Source organism: Stenotrophomonas sp., assembly GCF_059505245.1.
The window spans coordinates 55,063-75,125 of sequence record NZ_JCACKF010000024.1 but is presented as its reverse complement, the minus strand read 5'-3'; the positions used below and the strand labels follow the sequence as shown (position 1 = coordinate 75,125).

General features: G+C 67.8%; 15 protein-coding genes. 3 read left to right on the top strand and 12 right to left on the bottom strand.

Features of this window, described 5'->3' with window-relative positions; all coding sequences use genetic code 11:
• Positions 1-242: 242 nt before the first annotated feature.
• A complete protein-coding gene (locus AC5JLE_RS10595) occupies positions 243-3,305 on the bottom strand; it encodes a bifunctional diguanylate cyclase/phosphodiesterase (protein WP_032959255.1) in 3,063 nt (1,020 codons plus the stop codon).
• Between the two features lie 176 nt (positions 3,306-3,481).
• Here AC5JLE_RS10595 and AC5JLE_RS10590 point away from each other — a divergent pair, with 176 nt between their 5' ends.
• Entirely contained in the window at positions 3,482-5,593 is a 2,112-nt protein-coding gene (locus tag AC5JLE_RS10590; RefSeq protein ID WP_032959257.1) for a M13 family metallopeptidase, read from the top strand.
• A gap of 169 nt (positions 5,594-5,762) precedes the next feature.
• Here AC5JLE_RS10590 and AC5JLE_RS10585 read toward each other — a convergent pair whose 3' ends face one another.
• Together AC5JLE_RS10585 and AC5JLE_RS10580 are read right to left on the bottom strand one after the other, a co-directional pair.
• A complete protein-coding gene (locus AC5JLE_RS10585; protein WP_197561753.1) occupies positions 5,763-6,935 on the bottom strand; it encodes an MFS transporter in 1,173 nt (390 codons plus the stop codon).
• Complete coding sequence (locus AC5JLE_RS10580) at positions 6,932-8,146, bottom strand: MFS transporter (protein ID WP_164110287.1); 1,215 nt, start codon at positions 8,144-8,146, stop codon at positions 6,932-6,934. The genes AC5JLE_RS10585 and AC5JLE_RS10580 overlap by 4 nt, the downstream gene beginning before the upstream one ends.
• Before the next feature lie 133 nt (positions 8,147-8,279).
• Between AC5JLE_RS10580 and AC5JLE_RS10575 the strand changes: the two genes are divergently transcribed.
• Positions 8,280-8,867: a TetR/AcrR family transcriptional regulator gene (locus AC5JLE_RS10575; protein ID WP_014645786.1), complete on the top strand. Its 588-nt coding sequence runs from the start codon at positions 8,280-8,282 to the stop codon at positions 8,865-8,867.
• 111 nt (positions 8,868-8,978) lie between these two features.
• Here AC5JLE_RS10575 and AC5JLE_RS10570 read toward each other — a convergent pair whose 3' ends face one another.
• Positions 8,979-9,908, bottom strand: a complete 930-nt coding sequence (locus AC5JLE_RS10570; protein WP_164110285.1) for an oxygenase MpaB family protein — start codon at positions 9,906-9,908, stop codon at positions 8,979-8,981.
• A 309-nt stretch (positions 9,909-10,217) separates the two neighbouring features.
• Between AC5JLE_RS10570 and AC5JLE_RS10565 the strand changes: the two genes are divergently transcribed.
• Positions 10,218-10,832: a hypothetical protein gene (locus AC5JLE_RS10565; RefSeq protein ID WP_014645784.1), complete on the top strand. Its 615-nt coding sequence runs from the start codon at positions 10,218-10,220 to the stop codon at positions 10,830-10,832.
• Between the two features lie 39 nt (positions 10,833-10,871).
• Here the strand turns inward: AC5JLE_RS10565 and AC5JLE_RS10560 are convergent, their stop codons facing one another.
• The 8 genes from AC5JLE_RS10560 to AC5JLE_RS10525 all read right to left on the bottom strand — a co-directional run bounded on the left by AC5JLE_RS10560 (position 10,872) and on the right by AC5JLE_RS10525 (position 20,062).
• Complete coding sequence (locus AC5JLE_RS10560; protein ID WP_032959261.1) at positions 10,872-11,216, bottom strand: hypothetical protein; 345 nt, start codon at positions 11,214-11,216, stop codon at positions 10,872-10,874.
• A 33-nt stretch (positions 11,217-11,249) separates the two neighbouring features.
• On the bottom strand, positions 11,250-12,020 hold the full coding sequence (locus tag AC5JLE_RS10555) for a LytR/AlgR family response regulator transcription factor (protein ID WP_014645782.1): 771 nt from the start codon (positions 12,018-12,020) through the stop codon (positions 11,250-11,252).
• On the bottom strand, positions 12,010-13,269 hold the full coding sequence (locus AC5JLE_RS10550; RefSeq protein WP_126411677.1) for a sensor histidine kinase: 1,260 nt from the start codon (positions 13,267-13,269) through the stop codon (positions 12,010-12,012). The genes AC5JLE_RS10555 and AC5JLE_RS10550 overlap by 11 nt, the downstream gene beginning before the upstream one ends.
• 174 nt (positions 13,270-13,443) lie before the next feature.
• Positions 13,444-15,093, bottom strand: coding sequence for a M28 family metallopeptidase (locus AC5JLE_RS10545; RefSeq protein ID WP_496065290.1), 1,650 nt, complete (start codon positions 15,091-15,093; stop codon positions 13,444-13,446).
• 230 nt (positions 15,094-15,323) lie between these two features.
• On the bottom strand, positions 15,324-16,973 hold the full coding sequence (locus AC5JLE_RS10540; RefSeq protein ID WP_496065289.1) for a CsgG/HfaB family protein: 1,650 nt from the start codon (positions 16,971-16,973) through the stop codon (positions 15,324-15,326).
• A 16-nt stretch (positions 16,974-16,989) separates the two neighbouring features.
• Positions 16,990-17,676: a hypothetical protein gene (locus tag AC5JLE_RS10535; protein WP_014645778.1), complete on the bottom strand. Its 687-nt coding sequence runs from the start codon at positions 17,674-17,676 to the stop codon at positions 16,990-16,992.
• 98 nt (positions 17,677-17,774) lie between these two features.
• Entirely contained in the window at positions 17,775-18,875 is a 1,101-nt protein-coding gene (locus AC5JLE_RS10530; RefSeq protein WP_014645777.1) for a hypothetical protein, read from the bottom strand.
• The gene (locus AC5JLE_RS10525) at positions 18,866-20,062 is read right to left on the bottom strand and encodes a hypothetical protein (RefSeq protein WP_164110281.1); all 1,197 of its coding nucleotides are present in this window, start codon (positions 20,060-20,062) and stop codon (positions 18,866-18,868) included. Before AC5JLE_RS10525 ends, AC5JLE_RS10530 begins: the two co-directional genes overlap by 10 nt.
• Between the last annotated feature and the right edge of the window lies 1 nt (position 20,063).

Here is a 20,063-nt window from a genome sequence, read left to right as displayed (position 1 = left end):
GTGCCGGCCGCTGGCCGGCACATACGAAACCCCGTCATGTTTCGGTCGGGTAGTGTCGGCCGCTGGCCGGCACATACGAAACCCCGTCATGTTTCGGTCGGGTAGTGCCGGCCGCTGGCCGGCACATACGAAACCCCGTCATGCTTCGGTCGGGTAGTGCCGGCCGCTGGCCGGTACATACGAAGCCCCGTCGTGCTTCGGTCGGGTAGTGCCGGCCGCTGGCCGGCACATACGAAACCCGATCAGGCGGGGACCTCATCCAGCGCGTCGATGATCTGTTCCAGCGGCGCCGGCCGCCCCAACAGGTAGCCCTGCACCTGGTCACAGCCATGCGCAGCCAGCCAGTCCAGCTGCCCCGGCGTCTCCACGCCTTCAGCGATGATGGTCAGGCCCATGCTGTGGCCCAGCGACAGCAGCGCGCGGCAGATCGAGGCATTGCGTGGATTGGTTTCCACGTCGGCGACGAAGCTGCGGTCGATCTTCAGGATGTCCAGCGGCAGGTGCTGCAGGTAGGACATGCTGGAATAGCCGGTGCCGAAATCATCCAGCGACACGCGGATGCCCTGCTCGTGCAGGCGCTGCATGGTCTGCATCGCCTGTGCCGGCTTGCGCATCAGGCTGCTCTCGGTCAGCTCCACGTGCAGCGCGCCACGGGCCAGGCCGAAATCCTGCTGGGCACGGGTGAATTCGGCCACCAGGTCGCTGTTGAAGAACTGAACCGCCGACACGTTGACCGCGATCGGCAACTCACCCCACCCGGCCTCGACCAGACGGCGCTGCGCCTTCGCCGCCGCGCGGATCACCCAGCGGCCCAGTGCCAGGATCAACCCGGTGTCCTCGCACAGCTGGATGAACTCGTTGGGCGGGATGAAGCTGCCATCGGCCTGCGGCCAGCGCAGCAGTGCCTCCAGCGCTGCCGGGCTGCCATCGCCGGCATGCCGGATCGGCTGGAAATACAGCTGGAATTCGTTGTCGATGGCGGCATGGATGCGCCCGGCCAGGCGCAGGCGGTCGGCCAGGCGCGTGGTCACGGCCGCGTCGAACCAGACCACCACGTTGCCCTCGGCGCGCGCCGCATGCGCGGCCTGCGCGGCCATGCCGATCACCTGCTCGGCCGTGTGCCCGTCACCAGCGATGTGCACGGCCACGCCGATGCGCGGCTCGAACTGGTGCAGCGAGTCCTTGCCGCGCATCGGCGCCGACACGATCTGCAGCAGGTCGTCCAGCACGCGCTGGGTATCGTGCTCGGCACCGATGGCGAAGACGAAATCCTCGGCCGGCTGGAACGCCAGCGTGCCACAGCGTGCGCCCAGGCCCCCGAGCCGGGTCGCCATCGACTGCAGCACCGCATCGCCGATCTCGCGGCCCAGCGTATCGGCCACCAGCTGCAGCCCGCGCAGCTGCACGAAGGCGATGGTGTAGCCCTCCTCCTGCTCGTCCAGCTGTTCGGTCAGGGCGCGCACATTGAGCAGGCCGGTGGCCGGGTTGTGCCGTGCCTGATAGGCCAGGTCGCGCTCGTAGGCCAGACGCTCGCTGACATCCTCGGCCAGCACCAGGCACGCGGGCTGTCCGTCGAAGTCGAGCTTGGACAGGTGTGCGCGCACCTCGAACACACTGCCGTCCTTGCGCCGGTGCAGGCGCACGGTCGCGTCGGGGGGATCGCCCACCTGCGCCCGCTGGATGGCACCACGCACTTCGTCCCAGCCTTCGCGCGGGCGGATGTCGAGGATGCTCATCGCCAGGAACTCGTCGCGGCTGTAGCCGTACTGGCGCACTGCAGCGTCGTTGACCTCGATGAAGCGCAGCGTATCCGGGTCGAACACCCAGAACGGTGCCGGATTGCGGTCGAACAGCAGGCGGAAGCGGCGTTCCACTTCGCTCATCTGCTCGCGCGCCTGATAGCGTTCGCTCAGGTCGGTCAGCGCACCGATCATGCGCCGCTCGCTGTCGGCCACTTCCACCCGCTGCCCGCGCGCGCCGACCCAGCGCACCTCGCCCCCGGGAAGCACCAGGCGGAACACCTGGTCGAGCACAGCGCTGCCGGCGAAGGCCTGGTCAAAGGCCTGCTGCAGGCGCGCGGCATCATCGCGATGCACGCGCGCGAAGAAATCCGCGACCGGCAAGGCGTCGGTCTGTACCCCAAAGATCTCGCGGGCCAGCGGCGACCAGCGCAGCAGCGCGGCGTCCTCATCCACGTACCAGGTGCAGACACGCCCGACCTGGTGCGCCAGGCGCAGCTCGGCGTGGCCCGTCTTCAGTTCCTCGGCCATCGCCTGCTGGCTGCGGGTGCTGCGGCGCACGGCGTACAGCAGTACCAGCAACACCGCGATGTAGGCCAGTACGATCGCCACCGACGCCTTCAGGTACGGCCACCACGGTGCGAGTACATCTTCGTCGGCCAGGCCGACCTGCACCGCCAGCGGGCTGCGTTCGAGCGTGCTGATGGTGAGGATGCGCGGCACGCCGTCGACAACGCCGGGCATGCTGCCCAGCTCGACCACTGCCTGCGTGCCGAGCAGGTCCCGGCGCGGCAGGTCATAGCGGCGGCCCACCGTGCCATGCGGATCGGGTACGCGGGCCAGCATGTAGCCCTGGGCATCGCTGATCGAGACCAATCCGTTGGGACCGACATCCAGGCCGCCGACGATGCGCTGCAGTTCGCCACAGCGCAGCCGTGCCAGCAGCCAGCGCCCATCGGCCATCGGCAGCGCCAGCGGGACCACCCAGCCCCCGTCGCTGGCGCGCTGCGGTGGGCCGATGTACAGCGCGCTGCCCGAGCCGCGCCGTTGCGGATCGGTCCACAACGGCAACTGCAGGTCGCCCTTGCCGGCCGTCAATGCGCGGCCATAGCTGTCGAGCACCACGATGCTGTGCAGTTCGGCGTGCCGGCGCAGCACGCCGCCGATGGAGGCATCCAGCAAGGCCGGCGCCTGTGCCGGCACGCTGCGGAACAGTTCCGCGGCGTCGGCGGCGATGCCGGTCATGGCCCGCTCCAGGTTGCGCAGCTCCAGCGCCAGCAGGCGCTCGCTGCCCACCGCCAGCGCGCGGCTCTGCCGCTGCGCCGCTTCCAGGCGGCGGTGGTGGTCGTTGACCAGCATGAGGGCCAGACCGGTCACCAGCAGTACGCCCAGCAGCACACCGCCCCAGGTGATGGCGCGCAGCGGCCGGGCCAACGCCCGTTTCAGCGCGGGCATCGGTTGATGTTCCTTGTGCAGTCGGCTGGCTTCATGCGCGAACGAATCCTCCACGTCCCCGACCTCAACGGCCGGCGGACGCCATTCTTGACGCCTGACCCCATCCTGCATGGCCACCTCCCCGTGTCCGCGCAGGGCTCGAGGGTCCAGCATGCACCACCCCGGTGACGGCGTGAAGATCGCATCCGCACGTTCAGCCAGATCCTGCACAGGGCGGGCCCCGCAGGGGGGCGGCCAGTGGCGCCGGAGCGGATTAGACTTGGGGTTTTCCGCTGCAAGAGAAGTCCATGTCCAAGCTGCGCCGTCCCACCCTGGCGCTGGCCATTGTTGCCAGCCTGTCCCTGGCCGCCTGTGACCGCCCGGCCGACCCGGCCGTCGGTGCCACCGCGCCGGCCGATGCCGCCCCCGCTGCGGCCAAGCCGATGCTGGGCAGTTTCGGCTTCGATGCCAGCGGCATGGACCGCAGCATCGCCGCCGGCGACGACTTCTTCGGCTTCGCCAACGGCACCTGGGTGAAGAACACCGAGATTCCGGCCGACCGCTCGCGCTTCGGCAGCTTCAATGTCATTGCCGAGAAGACCCTGGCCGACACCCGCGCCATCCTGGAAGGGGCCGCCGGCAACACCCAGGCCAGCGGCGACGACAAGTTGATCGGCGACTACTACGCCGCCTACATGGACGAAGCCGGCATCGAGCAGCACGGTCTGGCGCCGGTGCAGCCGCAGCTGAAGGCCATCGATGCGATCGCCGACAAGGCCGGGCTGGCCCGCGCACTCGGCGGCGACCTGCGCGCCGACGTCGACCTGCTCAACGCCACCAACTTCTACACCGACCGCCTGTTCGGCCTGTGGGTGTCGGTGGACATGCTGCAGCCGGATCGCACCGCGCCGTACCTGGTGCAGGGCGGCCTGGGCATGCCCGACCGCGATTTCTACCTGGGCGATGGCCGCATGGCCGAACTGCGCAAGCAGTACCAGGCCTACATCGCACAGATGCTGCAGCTGGCCGGCGTCGCCGACCCGGCCGGCAAGGCGCAGCGCATCCTCGCGCTGGAAACGAAGATCGCGCAGGCGCATGCCACCCAGGAAGAAACCAACGACGTGACCAAGGGCGCCAACCCCTGGACCCAGGCCGACTTCAATGCAAAGGCGCCGGGCCTGGACTGGAACGCCTTCCTCGATGCGGCGGCGCTGGGCAACCAGCAGGACTTCATCGTGTGGCAGCCCAAGGCCGTGGCCGGCCTGTCCAGGCTGGTCGCCACCGAGCCGCTGGACGCCTGGAAGGACTACCTGGCGTTCCACGCGCTGGACCGTGCCGCCGCCTACCTGCCGAAGAAGTTCGCCGATGCCCGCTTCGCCTTCCATGGCACCGCGCTGAGCGGCACGCCGCAGCAGAGCGACCGCTGGAAGCGCGCGGTGGACGATGCCAACCATGCCGTCGGCGAAGCGATCGGCAAGCGCTACGTCGAAAAGCACTTCGACGCCAGGACCAAGGAGCGTGCGGACGAGATGGCGAAGAACATCATCGCCGCTTTTGCCAAGCGCATCGACGCGCTGTCGTGGATGTCGCCGCAGACCAAGGCGCATGCCAAGGCCAAGGTCACGGGCCTGACCGTGGGCATGGGCTATCCGGAGAAGTGGCGCGACTACACCGGCCTGGAGATCCGCCGTGATGACCCGCTGGGCAATGCACAGCGCGCCGAGCTGTTCGAGTACCAGCGCAACATCGCCAAGCTGGGCAAGCCAGTCGACCACAGCGAGTGGGCGATGCTGCCGCAGACCATCAATGCGATGAACGTGCCGCTGGAGAACCGCCTGGTGTTCCCGGCCGCGATCCTGCAGCCGCCGTTCTTCGACGGCGCTGCCGATGACGCGGTGAACTACGGTGCGATCGGTGCGGTGATCGGCCACGAGATCAGCCACGGCTTCGACAACGCCGGCGCGCTGTTCGACGAGACCGGCAAGCTGCACAACTGGTGGACCGCCGAGGACCTGAAGCAGTTCAACGCCGCCGGTGATGCGCTGGCCGCGCAGTTCAGCAGCTACGAGCCGTTCCCCGGCGTGCACGTGAACGGCAAGCTGACCCTGGGCGAGAACATCGCCGACGTGGCTGGCCTGGGTACCGCCTACGATGCCTACCAGCTGTCGCTGCAGGGCAAGCCGGGCCAGACCCTGGAAGGCTTCAGCCCGGACCAGCGCTTCTTCCTCGGCTTCGCCCAGGCGTGGCGCAGCAAGAGCCGCGAGCAGGCGCTGCGCAATTCGCTGCTGACCGATGTGCATGCCCCGGGCCAGTTCCGCGCATTGACCGTGCGCAACATCGACGCCTGGTACCCGGCGTTCGAAGTGAAGGAAGGCCAGAAGCTGTACCTGGCCCCGGACAAGCGGGTCAAGGTGTGGTGATGTAACCGGAACGGGCGCCGCAAGGCGCCCGTTTCATTTCCGGGTAGCGGCCAACCATCGTCGGCGCATGCCTCGTTCTGGTGGATGCCAACCTTGGTCGGCACATACTTCGCTCTGGTGGGTGCCGACCTTGGTCGGCACGGGGTAGGAATCCACGCATGGCGTGGATCTACCTGCGGGTGATGGCAGCCATCAGCAGGGCACTCCCAGCCAACACCGCCGCAGCCCACAGATTCGCATGCAGGCCCACGCCATCCAGCAGGCGGCCACCACCCCACGCACCCATTGCGATGCCGATGTTGAATACCGCCACATACAACGCGGTGGCGATCTCCACGGCCTGCGGCACCGCCTTCATCATCCAGCTCATCAGGCCCACCGATACACCGCCATAGGCCAGACCCCACAGCAGCAGCACCGCAATACCTGCGGAGGGCGTATTTCCCACCCACAGGAACAGCAGAGGCGTCAGCAGCAGGCCCGAGGCTATCGCCAGCAGCATGCCCAGTGGATGGCGCGCAGCCAGCGGCCCGGCGATGAAGTTGCCGGCGATGCCAGCCAGGCCGTACCCAAACAGCAGTGCACCTATCCACGACGCATCCACGCCCGATACGGACGTCAGCAGCGGCCGCACGTACGTGAAGGCGATGAAGTGCCCGGACACCAGCAGCCCGGTCAGCCACAGGCCACGCCGCAGGTTGCGCTGGCCAAGCTGCTGCACGAACTGACGCGGCCGCACCGATGTGCTGACCGGCAACGCGGGAACCACCCGCAGATGCAGCAGCATCACCGCCGCACTGAACAACGTCATCGCCACGAACGCGCTGCGCCAGCCCAATGCATCCCCGATCAGCGCGCCCAACGGAACGCCGAGCACCGAAGCTGCGGCCACGCCTCCGAAGATGATCGAGGTGGCCAGACCGATGCGCTGCGCAGGTACCAGGCGCGCTGCCAGCCCACCGGCAATGGTCCAGATGCCGCCCATGCAGAACCCCACCAGCACACGCGCGGCCAACAGCCAGCCGATGCCAGGTGCCAGCGCCGACGCAAGGTTGGCGACCAGCAGCAGGCCCAACAGCGCACACAGGATGCGGCGACGATCGATGCCACCGGCTGCGATCACCGCAAGCGGGGCGAACACTGCCGCCAGCAGGGCGGGCAGTGAGATCATCAGGCCGGCGGTGCCGGTGGACGCGCCGAGATCTTCGGCGATGGGAGTCAGCAGGCCGACCGGCAGCATTTCGGTGGTGACCACCGAGAACGTGGCGAGGCCGACGGCGGAGACCGCCCACCACGGATGGCGGGGCACAGACGCGGCATGCGCAGGCGATGAAGCGCTCACGGGATGATTCCTTCAGGGGATGTGGACGCGGCAGACGGGCGCAGCGCACGTTGCACGAGCAAGGCGAACAGCAGCACGCCACCGCCTGCCGCCAGCGCAACCACAAAACCGCTGCGCACGCCCGCCGCATCGACGCTCTGTCCGGACAGCGCCGCGCCCAGCGCCACGCCGATGTTGAGGCCGGCCAGCAGCCACGTCATGCCTTCGGTCAGGCGTGCTTCGGGCACGCGTTGTTCAACCAGCGACATCGCCACGATCATCGTCGGCGCGAAGAACACCCCGGCCAGCAGTACCGCAGCGGCCAGTGCCCGCAGACTGCCGACCCACAGCAGCGGCAACGTGGTCAATGCGGTGGCCGCTGCTCCGGCCAGCAACAGGCGCGGCAGCGGCATCGGCAGCTTCAGGGCACCAAACAGCAGGCCCGCCGCGCAGCTGCCCAGCGCGTAGGCCGACAGCACCCAGCTGGCAGCTAGTGGCTGTCCGCGCAGCTCGGCCAATGCCACGCTGGTGATGTCGACGGTGCCGACGATCACGCCCATCGCCAGCATCAGCAACGCCAGCAGGCGGATCTCCGGTTGCCGCAGCAGCGAGTGCGAGGATGTTGCACCTTCGTAGTGCTGTGTCGGCGGCTCGGTGCCCCGCTGCAGCACCAGTGCGGCGACGCCGGCCACCAGCAGCAGGGCGGCCGCCAGTACGCCAGCCTGTGGCCATACCGCCACCGACAATCCGACGGACAACGGTGGCCCGGCGATGAAGGTCACCTCGTCGAACACGGTCTCCAGCGAATACGCGGTCTGCAGCTGTGGTCGTCCGCGATGGGTCGCGGTCCAGCGCGCTCGCACCATCGCCGACACGCTGGGCATGCAGCCGGCCAGCATCGCCGCAACGAACAGCGTCCAGTCCGGCGCGGCCAGCAGCGTGCACGCGAGCAGCAACAGCAGACCGGCCGCACTGGCCGCAGTGGCCCATGGCAGTACCCTGCCCTGCCCGCGCCGGTCGACCCAGCGCGACACCTGCGGCGACAGCAACGCATAGGTCAGCACGAAGGTGGCCGACACCGCACCGGCCAGTGCATAGCTGCCGCACAGCTGGGACAGCAAGGTGATGATGCCGATACCGGTCATCGGCAGCGGCAGGCGTGCCAGCAGCCCGGCCAGGGCGAGGCCGGCGGTGCCGGGGGTCGCGAACAGGTCGCGATAGGGGGTGGCCATCAGGTTCTCCAAGGCAGCGACTTGCCTGGCGCACGGGGCGCCATGACAATACATACGGGGCGTATGAATAAGAGGCTACATTCATACGCGCCGTATGTAAATAATCATGCACTGCGTATGTAAGGAGCTCTGAATGGTTCGCCGCACCCGCGCCGAGATGGAAGAAACCCGCGCCACCCTCCTGGCCACCGCCCGCCGGGTGTTCAGCGAGCATGGCTATGCCGCCACCTCGATGGACGACCTGACCGCCCAGGCCGGGCTGACCCGCGGCGCGCTGTACCACCACTTCGGCGACAAGAAGGGTCTGCTGGCGGCTGTCGTCGCCCAGCTCGATGCCGAGACCGACCAGCGCCTGCAGGCGATCAGTGATGCCGCCGACGATGCCTGGGAGGGCTTCGTGCAGCGTTGCCGCGCGTACCTGGAGATGGCGCTGGAACCGGAGATCCAGCGCATCGTGCTGCGCGATGCGCGCGCGGTGCTCGGTGGCGCCTCACCGGAATCGCAGCGCCACTGCGTGCATTCGATGCAGCACCTGATCGAACATCTGGTTGCCCAGGGCGTGGTGGCGCCGGTGAATGCGCAGGCGCTGGCGTCGCTGATCTATGGCAGCCTGGCCGAGGCCGCGTTCTGGATCGCCGAGGGCGAGGATGGCGACGTGCGCCTGCGGCAGGCGACGGCGGCGCTGGAGATGCTGTTGCGCGGGTTGAAGTCGGCGGGGTAAGGCCCATCCACGCATGGTGTGGATCTACTTCGGCATCCGCGCGGGTAGAGGCCAACCTTGGTTGGCGCTCCTGCGGCACCGCGCGCAACGCGTGCCAACCAAGGTTGGCACCTACCGGGGAACGGCGGGCCACTCGCGCAGCACCGACACCGGCACGCCCATGCGCGCACAGGCGCGGCTGGCCAGGCCATCAGGCAACGCACGGCGGAACAGCGGCGCCATGCCCTGCATCAGCTTCGCCGACGCGGCGGCCTGCGCGCGCTGACGGCCACTGCGTTCAAGCATGCCTTCGGCCCAGTCCGGCAGCAGTGCCGCGCCTGCACCCAGGAACACTTCGCGCGACAGCCCCGGCACCGGTACCGGCAGGCGCACGCCGGACAGCACCTCCAGCACCTCGCGCGAGCGCTCGTCGACGCGCAGCTCCGGCTGCCGCGCACAGAAGTACGCCGCCACTTCCGCTTCGCTGCGCGGCACGTCCACCGCACCCAGTGCCTCGGCCACGCAGCGGTACTCATCGTAGTAACGGTCGGCGATGTGTGCCGGCACCTCCCGTCCGTACCGGCGGAAGCCCTGAAGGAACCCGAACGCCTCGGTCACATGCACCCAGGTCAGCAGCTGCGGATCATCGGCGGCGTAGGGTTCGCCCTGTGCGGTCTGGCCGCGGATCCGTGCATGGATGCGGCGCACCTTGGCCACCAGCGCCTCCACCTCGCCGGTGGGCGCATAGCTGGTACCGGCAACGAACGCGGTGGTGCGACGCAGGCGACCCACCAGGTCCTGGCGGAAATTGGAGTGATCGTAGACCCCGGCCAGCGCGCGCGGATGCAGGGTCTGCAGCATCAGCGCGCACAGGCCACCGGCCAGCATCGAGGGGAACTCGGCGTGCAGGCGCCAGGTCACGCTGTCGGGTCCAAACCAACCCGGGTCACCCAGCGGCTGGTCGTAATCGATGCCGCTCTGGCCACGGGGGAAGGCCTCCAGCACCCAGCGCCGGATCGGCGCGGTGACGGGGCGGGAGAGTCGCTGCAGCAGAGCCGGCATCACTGGTCCAGGAAAAGCGAAAGAATGGCCGCAAGTTGCGCGGTCGGCCCCGATTCTGGGCGATCACGATGCCGGCGGCGAGTCTTCGTACTCAGCCACGGTTTCATGTGCGGCCGCAGCACATTTCACCCTGCGACATCCTGTCGCAGGCAGCGCCTTCGATGCTGCGGTGCAACAACATTCACCGATTCAGGGAAAGCCCTTGCGCAGCTTGGCATTGCGCCCATTGCACGGCTCGCTGGAAGTGCTAGAACTGGAACCGCCACACCGTCCAATGCTGATCGACGCACGTTCCACAAGGAGCCAGCCATGATTGCTTTGTTCAAGGGTTTGGGAATTCTGCTTCGCGACAACGAGCTCTACAGCAGCCCGTTCGATAAACAGGTCGCGCATTGGCGCAATCTCAGCGAGCAGCAGATCCGCGATGAAGTCGCGGTGCTGGCCCAGGCCAAGTGCCAATGGCTTATCGCCTCGATCGTCGGCTGGCAGGCAGCCTCGCTGCTGATTCTTGGCCTGATCGCCAACTACCTCTGGCGCGACGACTTCCATATCACGTTCACCCGCGTGGTAGTCGTGTTCGGTTCGTGGGTCTCGATCCTGTTCGTGATCTGGTTCATGGCCAACATGTTCGATCAGCAGGCCGGTTTCGAGCGCTGGATGAAGGCGTTCAACAGTCGCGCACGCATCAGCTCCAAGGCCGACAGCGTCGAGCACGTGGCCGAGGCACTGGACCTGGCCGAGCATTACCCGGAAGTGCTCGATTACAAGCAGGCGGTCACCGCCAAGCGCGAGCTGCGCCACGAGGACATCCGCATCATGACCGAGATCGGGCGCATGAAGCAGCACTCCGAACTGGTCGGCCGCCTCAACCACGTGGGCGAGAACGAGCACCACCACGACCTGACACTACAGCCTGCCTACTGACCCTTCAGGGAAGCGGGGGGAGCCACAATGCCACCGTGATCACTCACGGTGGCATTGTTCTTTCCGATCCTCGCTGACGCACTGGGCGAAGCCCTTCGGCAGGCCCCTGAACTCCCGGGTCGTGCCGGCCGCCAACGCGAACGACCGTATCGGCGCTTTCGCACAGGCGGCATCAGGACGACAGGCCGGGTCCAGCACCAGGTAATGGCACTGGCCGCTGCGGCTGGCCATGCACTCGAAACGCGCCACGCCGTCCACTACCGTGCGCTTGCTGTACAGCGTGTCCACGCCATTGGCAGTGGTGCGGGTGATCGCGGTTTCAGTGGACTTCCGGCAACCGGCAAGCGCCAATGCGGCGAAGCCGACAAGCAGGAAAAAACGCATGCAATGCTCCTGGTGACAGAGGCTGCGGCGCGGCTACATGCCGCGGAACAGGCTCATGAACGGTTGGCTGACCACCAGCGTCTCCGTGCGCCCGCGCAGGCGCAGCACGCCGCGCCCGGTATCGTCGCGGCTCACCGCTGCCACCGCCTTCATGTTGACGATGGTGGAGCGGTGGATCTGGCGGAAGTGCTGCGGGTCGAGCACTTCCAGCAGTTCACGCAACGGTGTGCGCAACAGGCTCTCGCCGGCAGCGGTGACCACGGTGGTGTACTTGTTGTCGGCGCGGAAGTAGGCCACATCTTCCAGCATGATCAGCTGCGTCTCGCGGCCGTTGCTGGCGGTGATCCAGGCCAGTGGCGGGCGCTCCGCTGCGCCCTGCGACGGGCCCAGCCGCTGCAGCAGGCGCTCCAGCACGGCATCGTCCTGGCGCGTCGATGGCAGCCGCGACAGGATGCGCTCGCGGGTGGCCAGCAGGCGCTCGTCACTGACCGGCTTCAACAGGTAGTCCATCGCGCCCTGCTCGAACGCATCGATGGCGTACTGGTCGTAGGCGGTGACGAACACTACCTGGGTGCGCGGGCTCAGCTCGGACAGCGAGCGCGCGACCTCGATGCCGCTGATGCCGGGCATGCGGATGTCGAGAAAAGCGATATCCGGCTGCGTCTCGGCCAGCTGCTCCAGCGCGCTGGCACCGTCCTCGCACTCGGCCACCAGCTTCAGCTCCGGCCACAGCCGGCCCAGCTGTTCCACCAGTGACTGCCGCAGCAGTTCTTCGTCTTCGGCGATCAGGGCTTCAAGCGGCATGGCTGCGCTCCTTGGGCGACTGCGGCAGGGTCATGGTCGCGGCCACGCCGCTGGGGAAGTTGGCAACGATCGCCACGCCGGCCTGCTCGCCGCAGGTCAGGCGCAGGCGCTCGCGCAGGTTCTTCAGGCCGATGCCGGTACCGCTGGTGCCCTGGCCGAAGCCCAGCCCATCGTCGGCCACGGTCACGGTCACGTGGTCATCGAAGCCGCGCGCCAGTATCCAGATCGTGCCACCGCCGGGCTTGGGTTCCAGGCCGTGCTTGATCGCGTTCTCCACCAGCGTCTGCAGTGCCATCGCCGGCAGGTGCACGCCGTGCAGTTCGTTCGGTACCTGCATTTCCACCGCCAGGCGTGCGCCCATGCGGATGCGCAGGATTTCCAGGTACGCGCGGGTGCGGTCCAGCTCCACGCCCAGCGTGGATACCGATTCGTCCACCTGCGGCAACGAGCTGCGCAGGTATTGAATGAGGTGGCCGAGCATCTGTTCGGCACGCGCCGGATCGGTGCGGGTCAGTACCTGCGCGTTGGCCAGCGTGTTGTAGAGGAAGTGCGGTTCCACCTGCGCATGCAACAGGTTCAAGCGTGCCACCGACAGTTCCTTTTCCACCTGGGTCTGTTCGGCCGCAGCCTGTTCGTCGCGGCGCTGGTCGGCGACGCGGCGGCTGATCGCACGGGTGACTGCTTCGGCGTTCTCGTAGTTGCTGCCTTCGTCCAGCGCCAGCAGGTCGGCCCACCAGCCGGCATCGGGTTCGAACAGCAGGGTGACGGTGCTGGTGCCCTGCCCCGGCGTGACCGTGGCCAGCACGCTGTTGCGCTTGATCGCCAGCCGCGCCGGCAGGTTCCAGCGCGAGGGCTGGCGGCCGTTCCAGAGGTCGACCCGGCGCACATAGGCGCGCACCTGCAGGCTGCCGGCCGAGCTTTCCACGTCTTCGACGCGCGGTAGTTCGGAAATCGCCGCCTCCACCACCGAGAAGGCGTGGCCCGCGTCCATCGGCAGTTCGATCTGGCGGCGCTGGCGGCCGGACAGGGTGGTGGCATCCAGGCGACCGGCCACCAGCCAGACCCGGCGGATGTGGGTGATGGCACTGCCCAGCGCGGAAATGATCAGGAACATCGCCAGCAGCCCGAAGATCCAGCCCGGGCCATCGTTCATGCCACTGAAGATGCCGCTCCAGACCATGCCGGCGACAACCAGCGCGGCAGCCCAGGCCAGCAGGTGGCGGATCAGGAGAGAGAGGCTGGCGAACACGGCGGCGCCTTGAGGAAGGGGGTGAGCCGAGCATAGGGCGGCCCGCCGGGCAAGCAAGCAGGCTGCGACGAAGGCCGGGAAAGTTGGGATGGAAGCCGTTATGGAAACGCCAGGCACGGCCCGGCGTTTCCGGGGGCGGCAATGCCGGCCAGCGGCCGGCACTACCGGACGCCGTTACTTGCGCTGGTCGGCGCTGGCGTCACGCACGGCGCGGAACGCCTCGTCCTTGCTCCAGTTCGGCCAATCGCGGGAATTGGCCAGCTGGTTGCCCAGCGTGTACAGCACTTCCAGGTCGCGCGCGGCACCGGCAAACACCCAGTCCGGCTGCCACTCGTCGCCCTGCTGGTGATAGCGCTTGGCGGTGTAGTCCTCGGAGGCCTTCCTGCCTGCGGCCACGCCACCGTCCACCCAGTCCTGGCCGGCCGACCAGGACAGCGCCGGCACGCCACGCTTGGCGAACGGGAAGTGGTCGGAGCGGAAGAACAGGCCCGCTTCCGGCTTCGGGTCCGGCGTGTAGCGGATGTCCCAGCCCTTGGCCACGTCCTTCAGCTGGTCCAGCAGCTCGAAGCGCGCGGCACCGTAGATGCCGAAGTCACGCGACGGGCCGAACGGCGCCATGCCGTCCATGTTGATCACGGCCACGGTCTTTTCCAGCGGATATAGCGGATGGGTGGCGTAGTACTCAGAACCCAGCAGGCCCTTTTCCTCGGCGGTGACCGCCAGGAACAGCAGCGAGCGCTGCGGGCGCTTCTCCTTGGCGAAGCCACGGGCCAGCTCGACCAGCGAGGCGGTGCCGCTGGCGTTGTCCAGCGCGCCGTTGAAGATGCGGTCACCGCGCGCGTCCGGCTCGCCCACGCCGATGTGGTCCCAGTGCGCGCTGTAGATGATGGTCTCGTCCGGATGGCGGCTGCCTTCCAGGCGCGCGGCCACGTTGTGCGAGGTGATCACTTCGGTCTTCACCGCGTACTTCGCGTCCAGGCTGGCGCCGGTCAGCGGCACCGGGGTGAAGTCGCGCTGCTGCGCCTTCTTCTTCAGTGCCTCGAAATCCTGCCCGGCCGAGCGGAACAGCTCCACGGCAAGGTCGCGCTGGATCCAGCCTTCCAGCAGCGGGTGGCTTTCTGCCGGGTTGTCACGCACCACGTCGAACATGGTGTTGGTGTTGGAGCCGGCCACGGTGGCCCAGCCATACGACGCCGGTGCGGTCTCGTGCACGATCAGCACGCCCAGCGCCCCCTGGCGGGCGCCTTCCTCGTACTTGTAGGTCCAACGGCCGTAATAGGTCATGCCCTTGCCGTCGAAATCACCCTGGCCGGTGTCGAAGTCCGGGTCGTTGATCAGCACCACGGCGATCTTGCCCTTCAGGTCCACGCCCTTGAAGTCGTCCCAGTTGCGCTCCGGTGCCTTCACGCCGTAGCCGAGAAACACCAGCGGGGCCTTGCTGATGTCGACGCTGCTGGCGCCGTTCATGGCGGCGCGCACGGCGATCTGCTTGCCCTGCTCCAGCGGCAGGGTCTTGCCGCCCTGGTGCAGCGCCAGCTGCGGTGCGCCGACGATGTCGCCCTTGCGCAGCGGCACGGCCTGGGTCCACAGGCGCTTGCCGTCCTTGAGGTCGCCGCCCGGCTGCAGGCCGGCGTCGGCAAACTGCCTGCTGAGGTAGGCGATGGTCTTTTCTTCGCCGGCGGTGGCCGGCGAGCGGCCTTCGTAGGCGTCGGAGGCCAGTTCCTTGACGTCGGCGGAGATCCGCGCGCCATCGAATTTCGGGGTGGCCGCCATCAGTGCGCTCGACACCGACAGGGCCAGCACGCCCAGTACCACTCGTTTCATTGCACTCTCCAGCAGGGAAATCCTTCTGGAGTGTAATGGGATTCGCCAGGGCTGCGCCCTGCACCTGCCGAAACAACGGCAACAGCCGAAGCAACAGCAAAAGCTGGTTTCCTGAGGGTAGGCGGGGTCCCACTGCTGTTGGTGGGTGTCGACCTCGGTCGACACGCACGGAAACACGAAGGGGTCAGATCCTTTTCCCGCCGGAAAAGGAATCTGACCCCCTCAGGGTGTTACCAGTTCGGGTCTTCGGCCGGGGCGGCAGCGGGCTTGGGCTTCGGCTTGGCCGCCGGGCGTGCGGCGGCGGCGGGAGCGGCCGAGGCAGTCGCACCTGCGGCGGCGGCCGGCTTGCTGCCCAGCTTCTGGCGCAGTTCGATCTGGCCCGGGCGGAAACCGCCGCGCATCGCGTCGACGCCGTCTTCGATGGTGCCGTACGAGGTCTGTGCGGCCACGCGGTCGATGCGGATGGTGCAGCACGGGTGTTCACTGCGGCCCAGTGAGCGGCCGGTCTGCGGGTCCTTCAGTTCCTCGCCCAGGCGCACGGCCTGCCAGCGCTGGCCGGCCTGCAGGGTTTCGCCACCCTGGCTCAACACCACCTGGTCACCGTCCACAGAAACCACCGACACCGGGAACAGCGTGGTGACGATCGTGGTACCGATCTGGCCCGACAGCGATTCCATCATCGCCGCGGCCATGTTGCGGCCGTTGACCACGCGGGGCAGGGTGCTCGGGCCGGTCGAGGCCAGCTTGTGGTCGAAGCTGTCGGACATCACCACCTGGCCGGTGGTGGCGTTGACCAGGCGCAGGGTGATGCGGCCGCCACCGGAGTACGAGGTCACCTGGCGGTCGGACATGCGCAGGTTGCGCACGCTGCGCGGGTACTCGAAGCGTTCGATGGTCGGGATCAGGATCAGGTCGGTCGCCAGCTGCTGGCCGACGCGTGTGGTGTCCTGCAGGCGTACGTTGCCGCTGTTGATATGGTCGATCTCGGCCTGCAGTTCGTCGCCGAACTCGCGATCCAGCACGATGAAGCGCTGGGTCTGGGTCAGCGTGTCGGACAGGCGCGCGCGGATCGCGTCGGCCACTTCATCGGCACTCACGCGGCCATCGCCCACGGCATAGCTGCCGGCCTTGGTGCGCGGCAGCGCGACCACGATCTTCGGCTTGCCCTGCTCGTCCGGTGCACGGTACTGGGCAATCTGTGCACGCACGCGCACCTTCCAGTAGCTGCGCATGCTGCGGTGGGTCACATCCGAATCGAACGAGCTTGCGCCACGCTTGGCATCGACGCTGACCTTCTCGTCGTAGCTCTCCTTGACGCTGGCCGAGGCTCCGCCGCCCTTGGCCGTGGCCTCGCCGGACGCGCTGGCAGAGGCCGAACCCTTGAAGCTCCAGCCTTCGTCGCTGGCGCGCACGCGCGCGATGGTTTCTTCATCCAGCTGCCGCACTTCGTCCTGCGACAGGATTTCATAGCCCAGCACCGCGCCCTGCGAGCCGGCGATCATCTGCTGGGTGAACGCGTCGGCGCGGATATCGCCGACGTGTTCGTCATCCACATCCACATGCAGGCCTGCACGCAGGCTCTGCATCTGGCTGGCCACGCGTACGCCGTTGACCTGCGCCACCGCCGACTGCAACGCCGCCAGCACCGCCAGTTCCGGGGTGCTGCCGATGCCGTCGGCCTCGCGCGCGACCTGGGTGGTGCCGCCGAAATCCGGCGTGCCACGCAGGGGCGCTGCTTCCACTGGCGCATTGCTGGCCAGTGCACTGGTTGCCTTGTCCTTGGCAGGTGCGGGCGCTTCGGCCGGGGTGTCCTGCTTGCCACAGGCTGCAAGCAGCGCGGCAGCCAGGCCCAGGCCGATCAAACGGGAGGTCGTACGCATGGGGATTCGCCTCGGATCAGTTCATCTTGTCCAGCTGGCCCAGCATCGAGTCGGCGTTGGACGGCACCTTGACCTTGCTCTTCTTGGCGAAGGTCACAGCCGACTTGGTCGAACCGTACAGGCCCTGGATGAAGCCCGGCGATTCCTTGGCCACCCATGCACCAGCGGCCAGCTTGCGGCCGACGGTAGCCATCTGGGTGGCGCCCAGGTTCTTCATGCCGGCGGTGAAGTTGCTGGCTTCGCCACCCAGCTTCTGCGCTTCGGCGGCCGACGCCAGCAGCGAGACCAGGCCTTCGGCGTAGTGCTGCTTGGATTCAGCGTTCAGCTCCGGCTGCGCGGCCTGGCGCTCGTCGATCGCGGCCTGGGCGGCTTCGCTGACCGACACCGACTTCTTCATCGCATCGACGCTGACCGAACCCGACGACAGCGCCTGGCGCTCGGCTTCCAGCAGCTGCACCTGCTCGGCCAGGCCGAAGGCACGGGCGAACGAGGTCTGGGCCTGCAGCGAGTGCGACTGCGAGCTGACGAAACGACGCACCAGCGCTTCCTGCGCGGCTTCGTCCGGGGCAGCGGCGCTGGAGGTGCTGCTGGAGGAGCCGGTGGAGCCACCGGCCAGGTCCTTCAGCTTGCCCAGGCCGGCATGGGCCGGCATCGACAGGGTGGCGGCCGCGATGGCCAGGGCAAGAGCGGTATTGCGGATCATGTGAGAGTCCTTTGGAAGAAACGGCCGCGTGCGGCACGTGGGGAATCGGTAACCCAGGGGCGATGCCGAGCGAGCTCGGCACCCAACGGGGCGGCGGATCAGCGGACCGCCTTGACGTTCAGTTCGTTGATCATCTGCTGGGCGGCCTTTTCGGCAGCCAGCTGCAGGGCATTGGTACGGGCCACGGTTTCATTCGGGCCGGTGCCGGAGAACTGCACCGGGCCGACCGACGACACGGTGCGCGGGAAACGACCGGTCACGTCCAGCACCTTGCCGGTGACAGTGACGAACACGCGGGTGTTGCCGCTGGCCGGATCGCGGTCACGCATGCCGACGTCGAGGGTGCCGACGGCGATGTACGGGATGTTGGCCGCACGGATGCCATTGGCGGTGTCGCGCAGGGTGGCCGGGGCCAGGTCGTTGCCGGTGCTGAAGTCCTTGCGGATGCGCTCGATGCTGAGCAGGCCGCGCGACTCGCCTTCCACGTACTCGGCTTCAACCACCTCGTAGCCGGCGGCGCTGAAGGCACCGGTCATCGCGGTGTTGACTTCGGCGGCGTTGGCCACCTTCCAGGTGATGTTGTCGGCGCGCGCGGTGGTGCTGCCGCCGCTGGTGACCGACACCGAACCGTTCTGGTTGATGCTGCCGTTGGTGCTGACCGAGTTGCCGCGGAAGCTGTCGCCTTCACGGGTGTTCTCGCTGTAGCTGCTGCTGGCGTCGACGCGGCGGTATTCCTTGTCCTGGAACGACTGCACGGTGTCCTGCGAGCGCGCCATGAACAGGAAGGTCAGCAGCGAGCGCTGCGCAGCGGTGGCGCCGGCCACGGCCGAACCCGCATCCAGCTTGGTCTGCAGCAGGGTGGTGTTGATCTCGGCGCGGACGGTGACGCTGTAGGTCTTGGCCTTCTTGTCTTCGGTGTCCGACAGCTGCACGGCGCTGAGCACGTAGCGGTCGATCTCGCCGATGAACTCGGCGCGGCGCGCCTCGAACAGGCGCAGCTTGGCCGCACCGGTTTCGGCGATGTACGCCTCCAGGGCATTGACCTTGGCCTTGTTCAGGGCCTGGGCACGGGTATCGGCGCTCAGGCGCAGGCCGTAGCTGGCCGAGCCGGTACCGCGCGAACTCGCGGTCTGCGCAGCGACCGGCGAGGCCACCGCCAGCGCGATGAGGATGAGCAGGATGGTACGCATCAACGACATGACTTGATCAACTCCTGGAGGGCTTGGGTCTGCTGCTGCAACGGGCGGCCGCCCGGCTTCTGTTCGTCCAGCCAGGCGCGCGAATCGGCACGCTTGGCGGCGGCGCCGGCGAAGGCGTCGAAGCCGGCCAGCAGGGTTTCGTAGCTGGCCGACCACTGGTCGACCTGCCACTGCGTGACCGGCACCACCTTGGTGGCCCCCTTGCGCAGCGGCTGTTCGAAATAGACCTTGCCCGAGAACGGCTCGCTCACCTTGGCGGTGAAGAAGGCGCCGAACAGCATCGTCTTCATCGCCGGGGTTTCCTCGATCACGCCGTTCTTCAGTGCATCGACCTGCAGCTGGATGACGTAGTCGGGTTCGGGAATCTTCAACTGGTAGACCTTGCCGTCGGCAAAGCGGGCGGCCATCGCACCGCCGATCGCCTGGCCCGAGGCCGGCGGCAGCAGGCCAACGCCGGTGTTGGACGACAGCGTCTTGGACAGTTCGTGCGCAAGCGTGGCACGCAGCGGTGCTTCCCACTTCGCATCGGGCAGCTTGGCGCGTGCCGCGTCGGACAGGGTCACCCCGCCCACCTGCAGGCGACGCACGGCGGCATCGGGCAACCGGGCCTGCGCCAGGCTGGCCGCCAGTACCTGCGACAGGCTGGTATCGGCACCGCCATACAGCAGATCGGCGACGATCGCGTCGATATCGTCGTTGTCCGGACGGTAGTCCTGCACGTCGATGCGCTGCAGGGTGAGCGGATAGGAGGCGATCACCTGGCGCTCGCGGAAGTCGAAGAACAACGCCTGCAGCGCCACTTCCACCAGCACCTTGTACTGGTCGCCGATCGGTTCGACCGAGACCAGCTCGCGATCCAGCGCAGCGGCCAGCACGGTGGCACTGGTGGTGCCGTCGAGCATCGCCACCGGCTGGTCGATCAGCTCCAGGTGGGCCGGTGCGTGGCGCTTGAGCGACTGTGCCAGCGTCTGGTTCAGCGGGACCAGCCCACGCCGTTCCAGCACCGCGTGCGCATGCGGGGTGGTCGCCTGCACGGCGGCGGCGTCAGCGGTATAGGCAAAACCGGCCCAATAGGCCTGCTGTGATTTGTCCGCAGCCTGCACGGCCATCGGCCATACGGCCACGCACAGGGCACAGGCAAGCAGGCGCGCAAAAGCGCGCGATGCGCTCTTCGTCCTTGAATACATC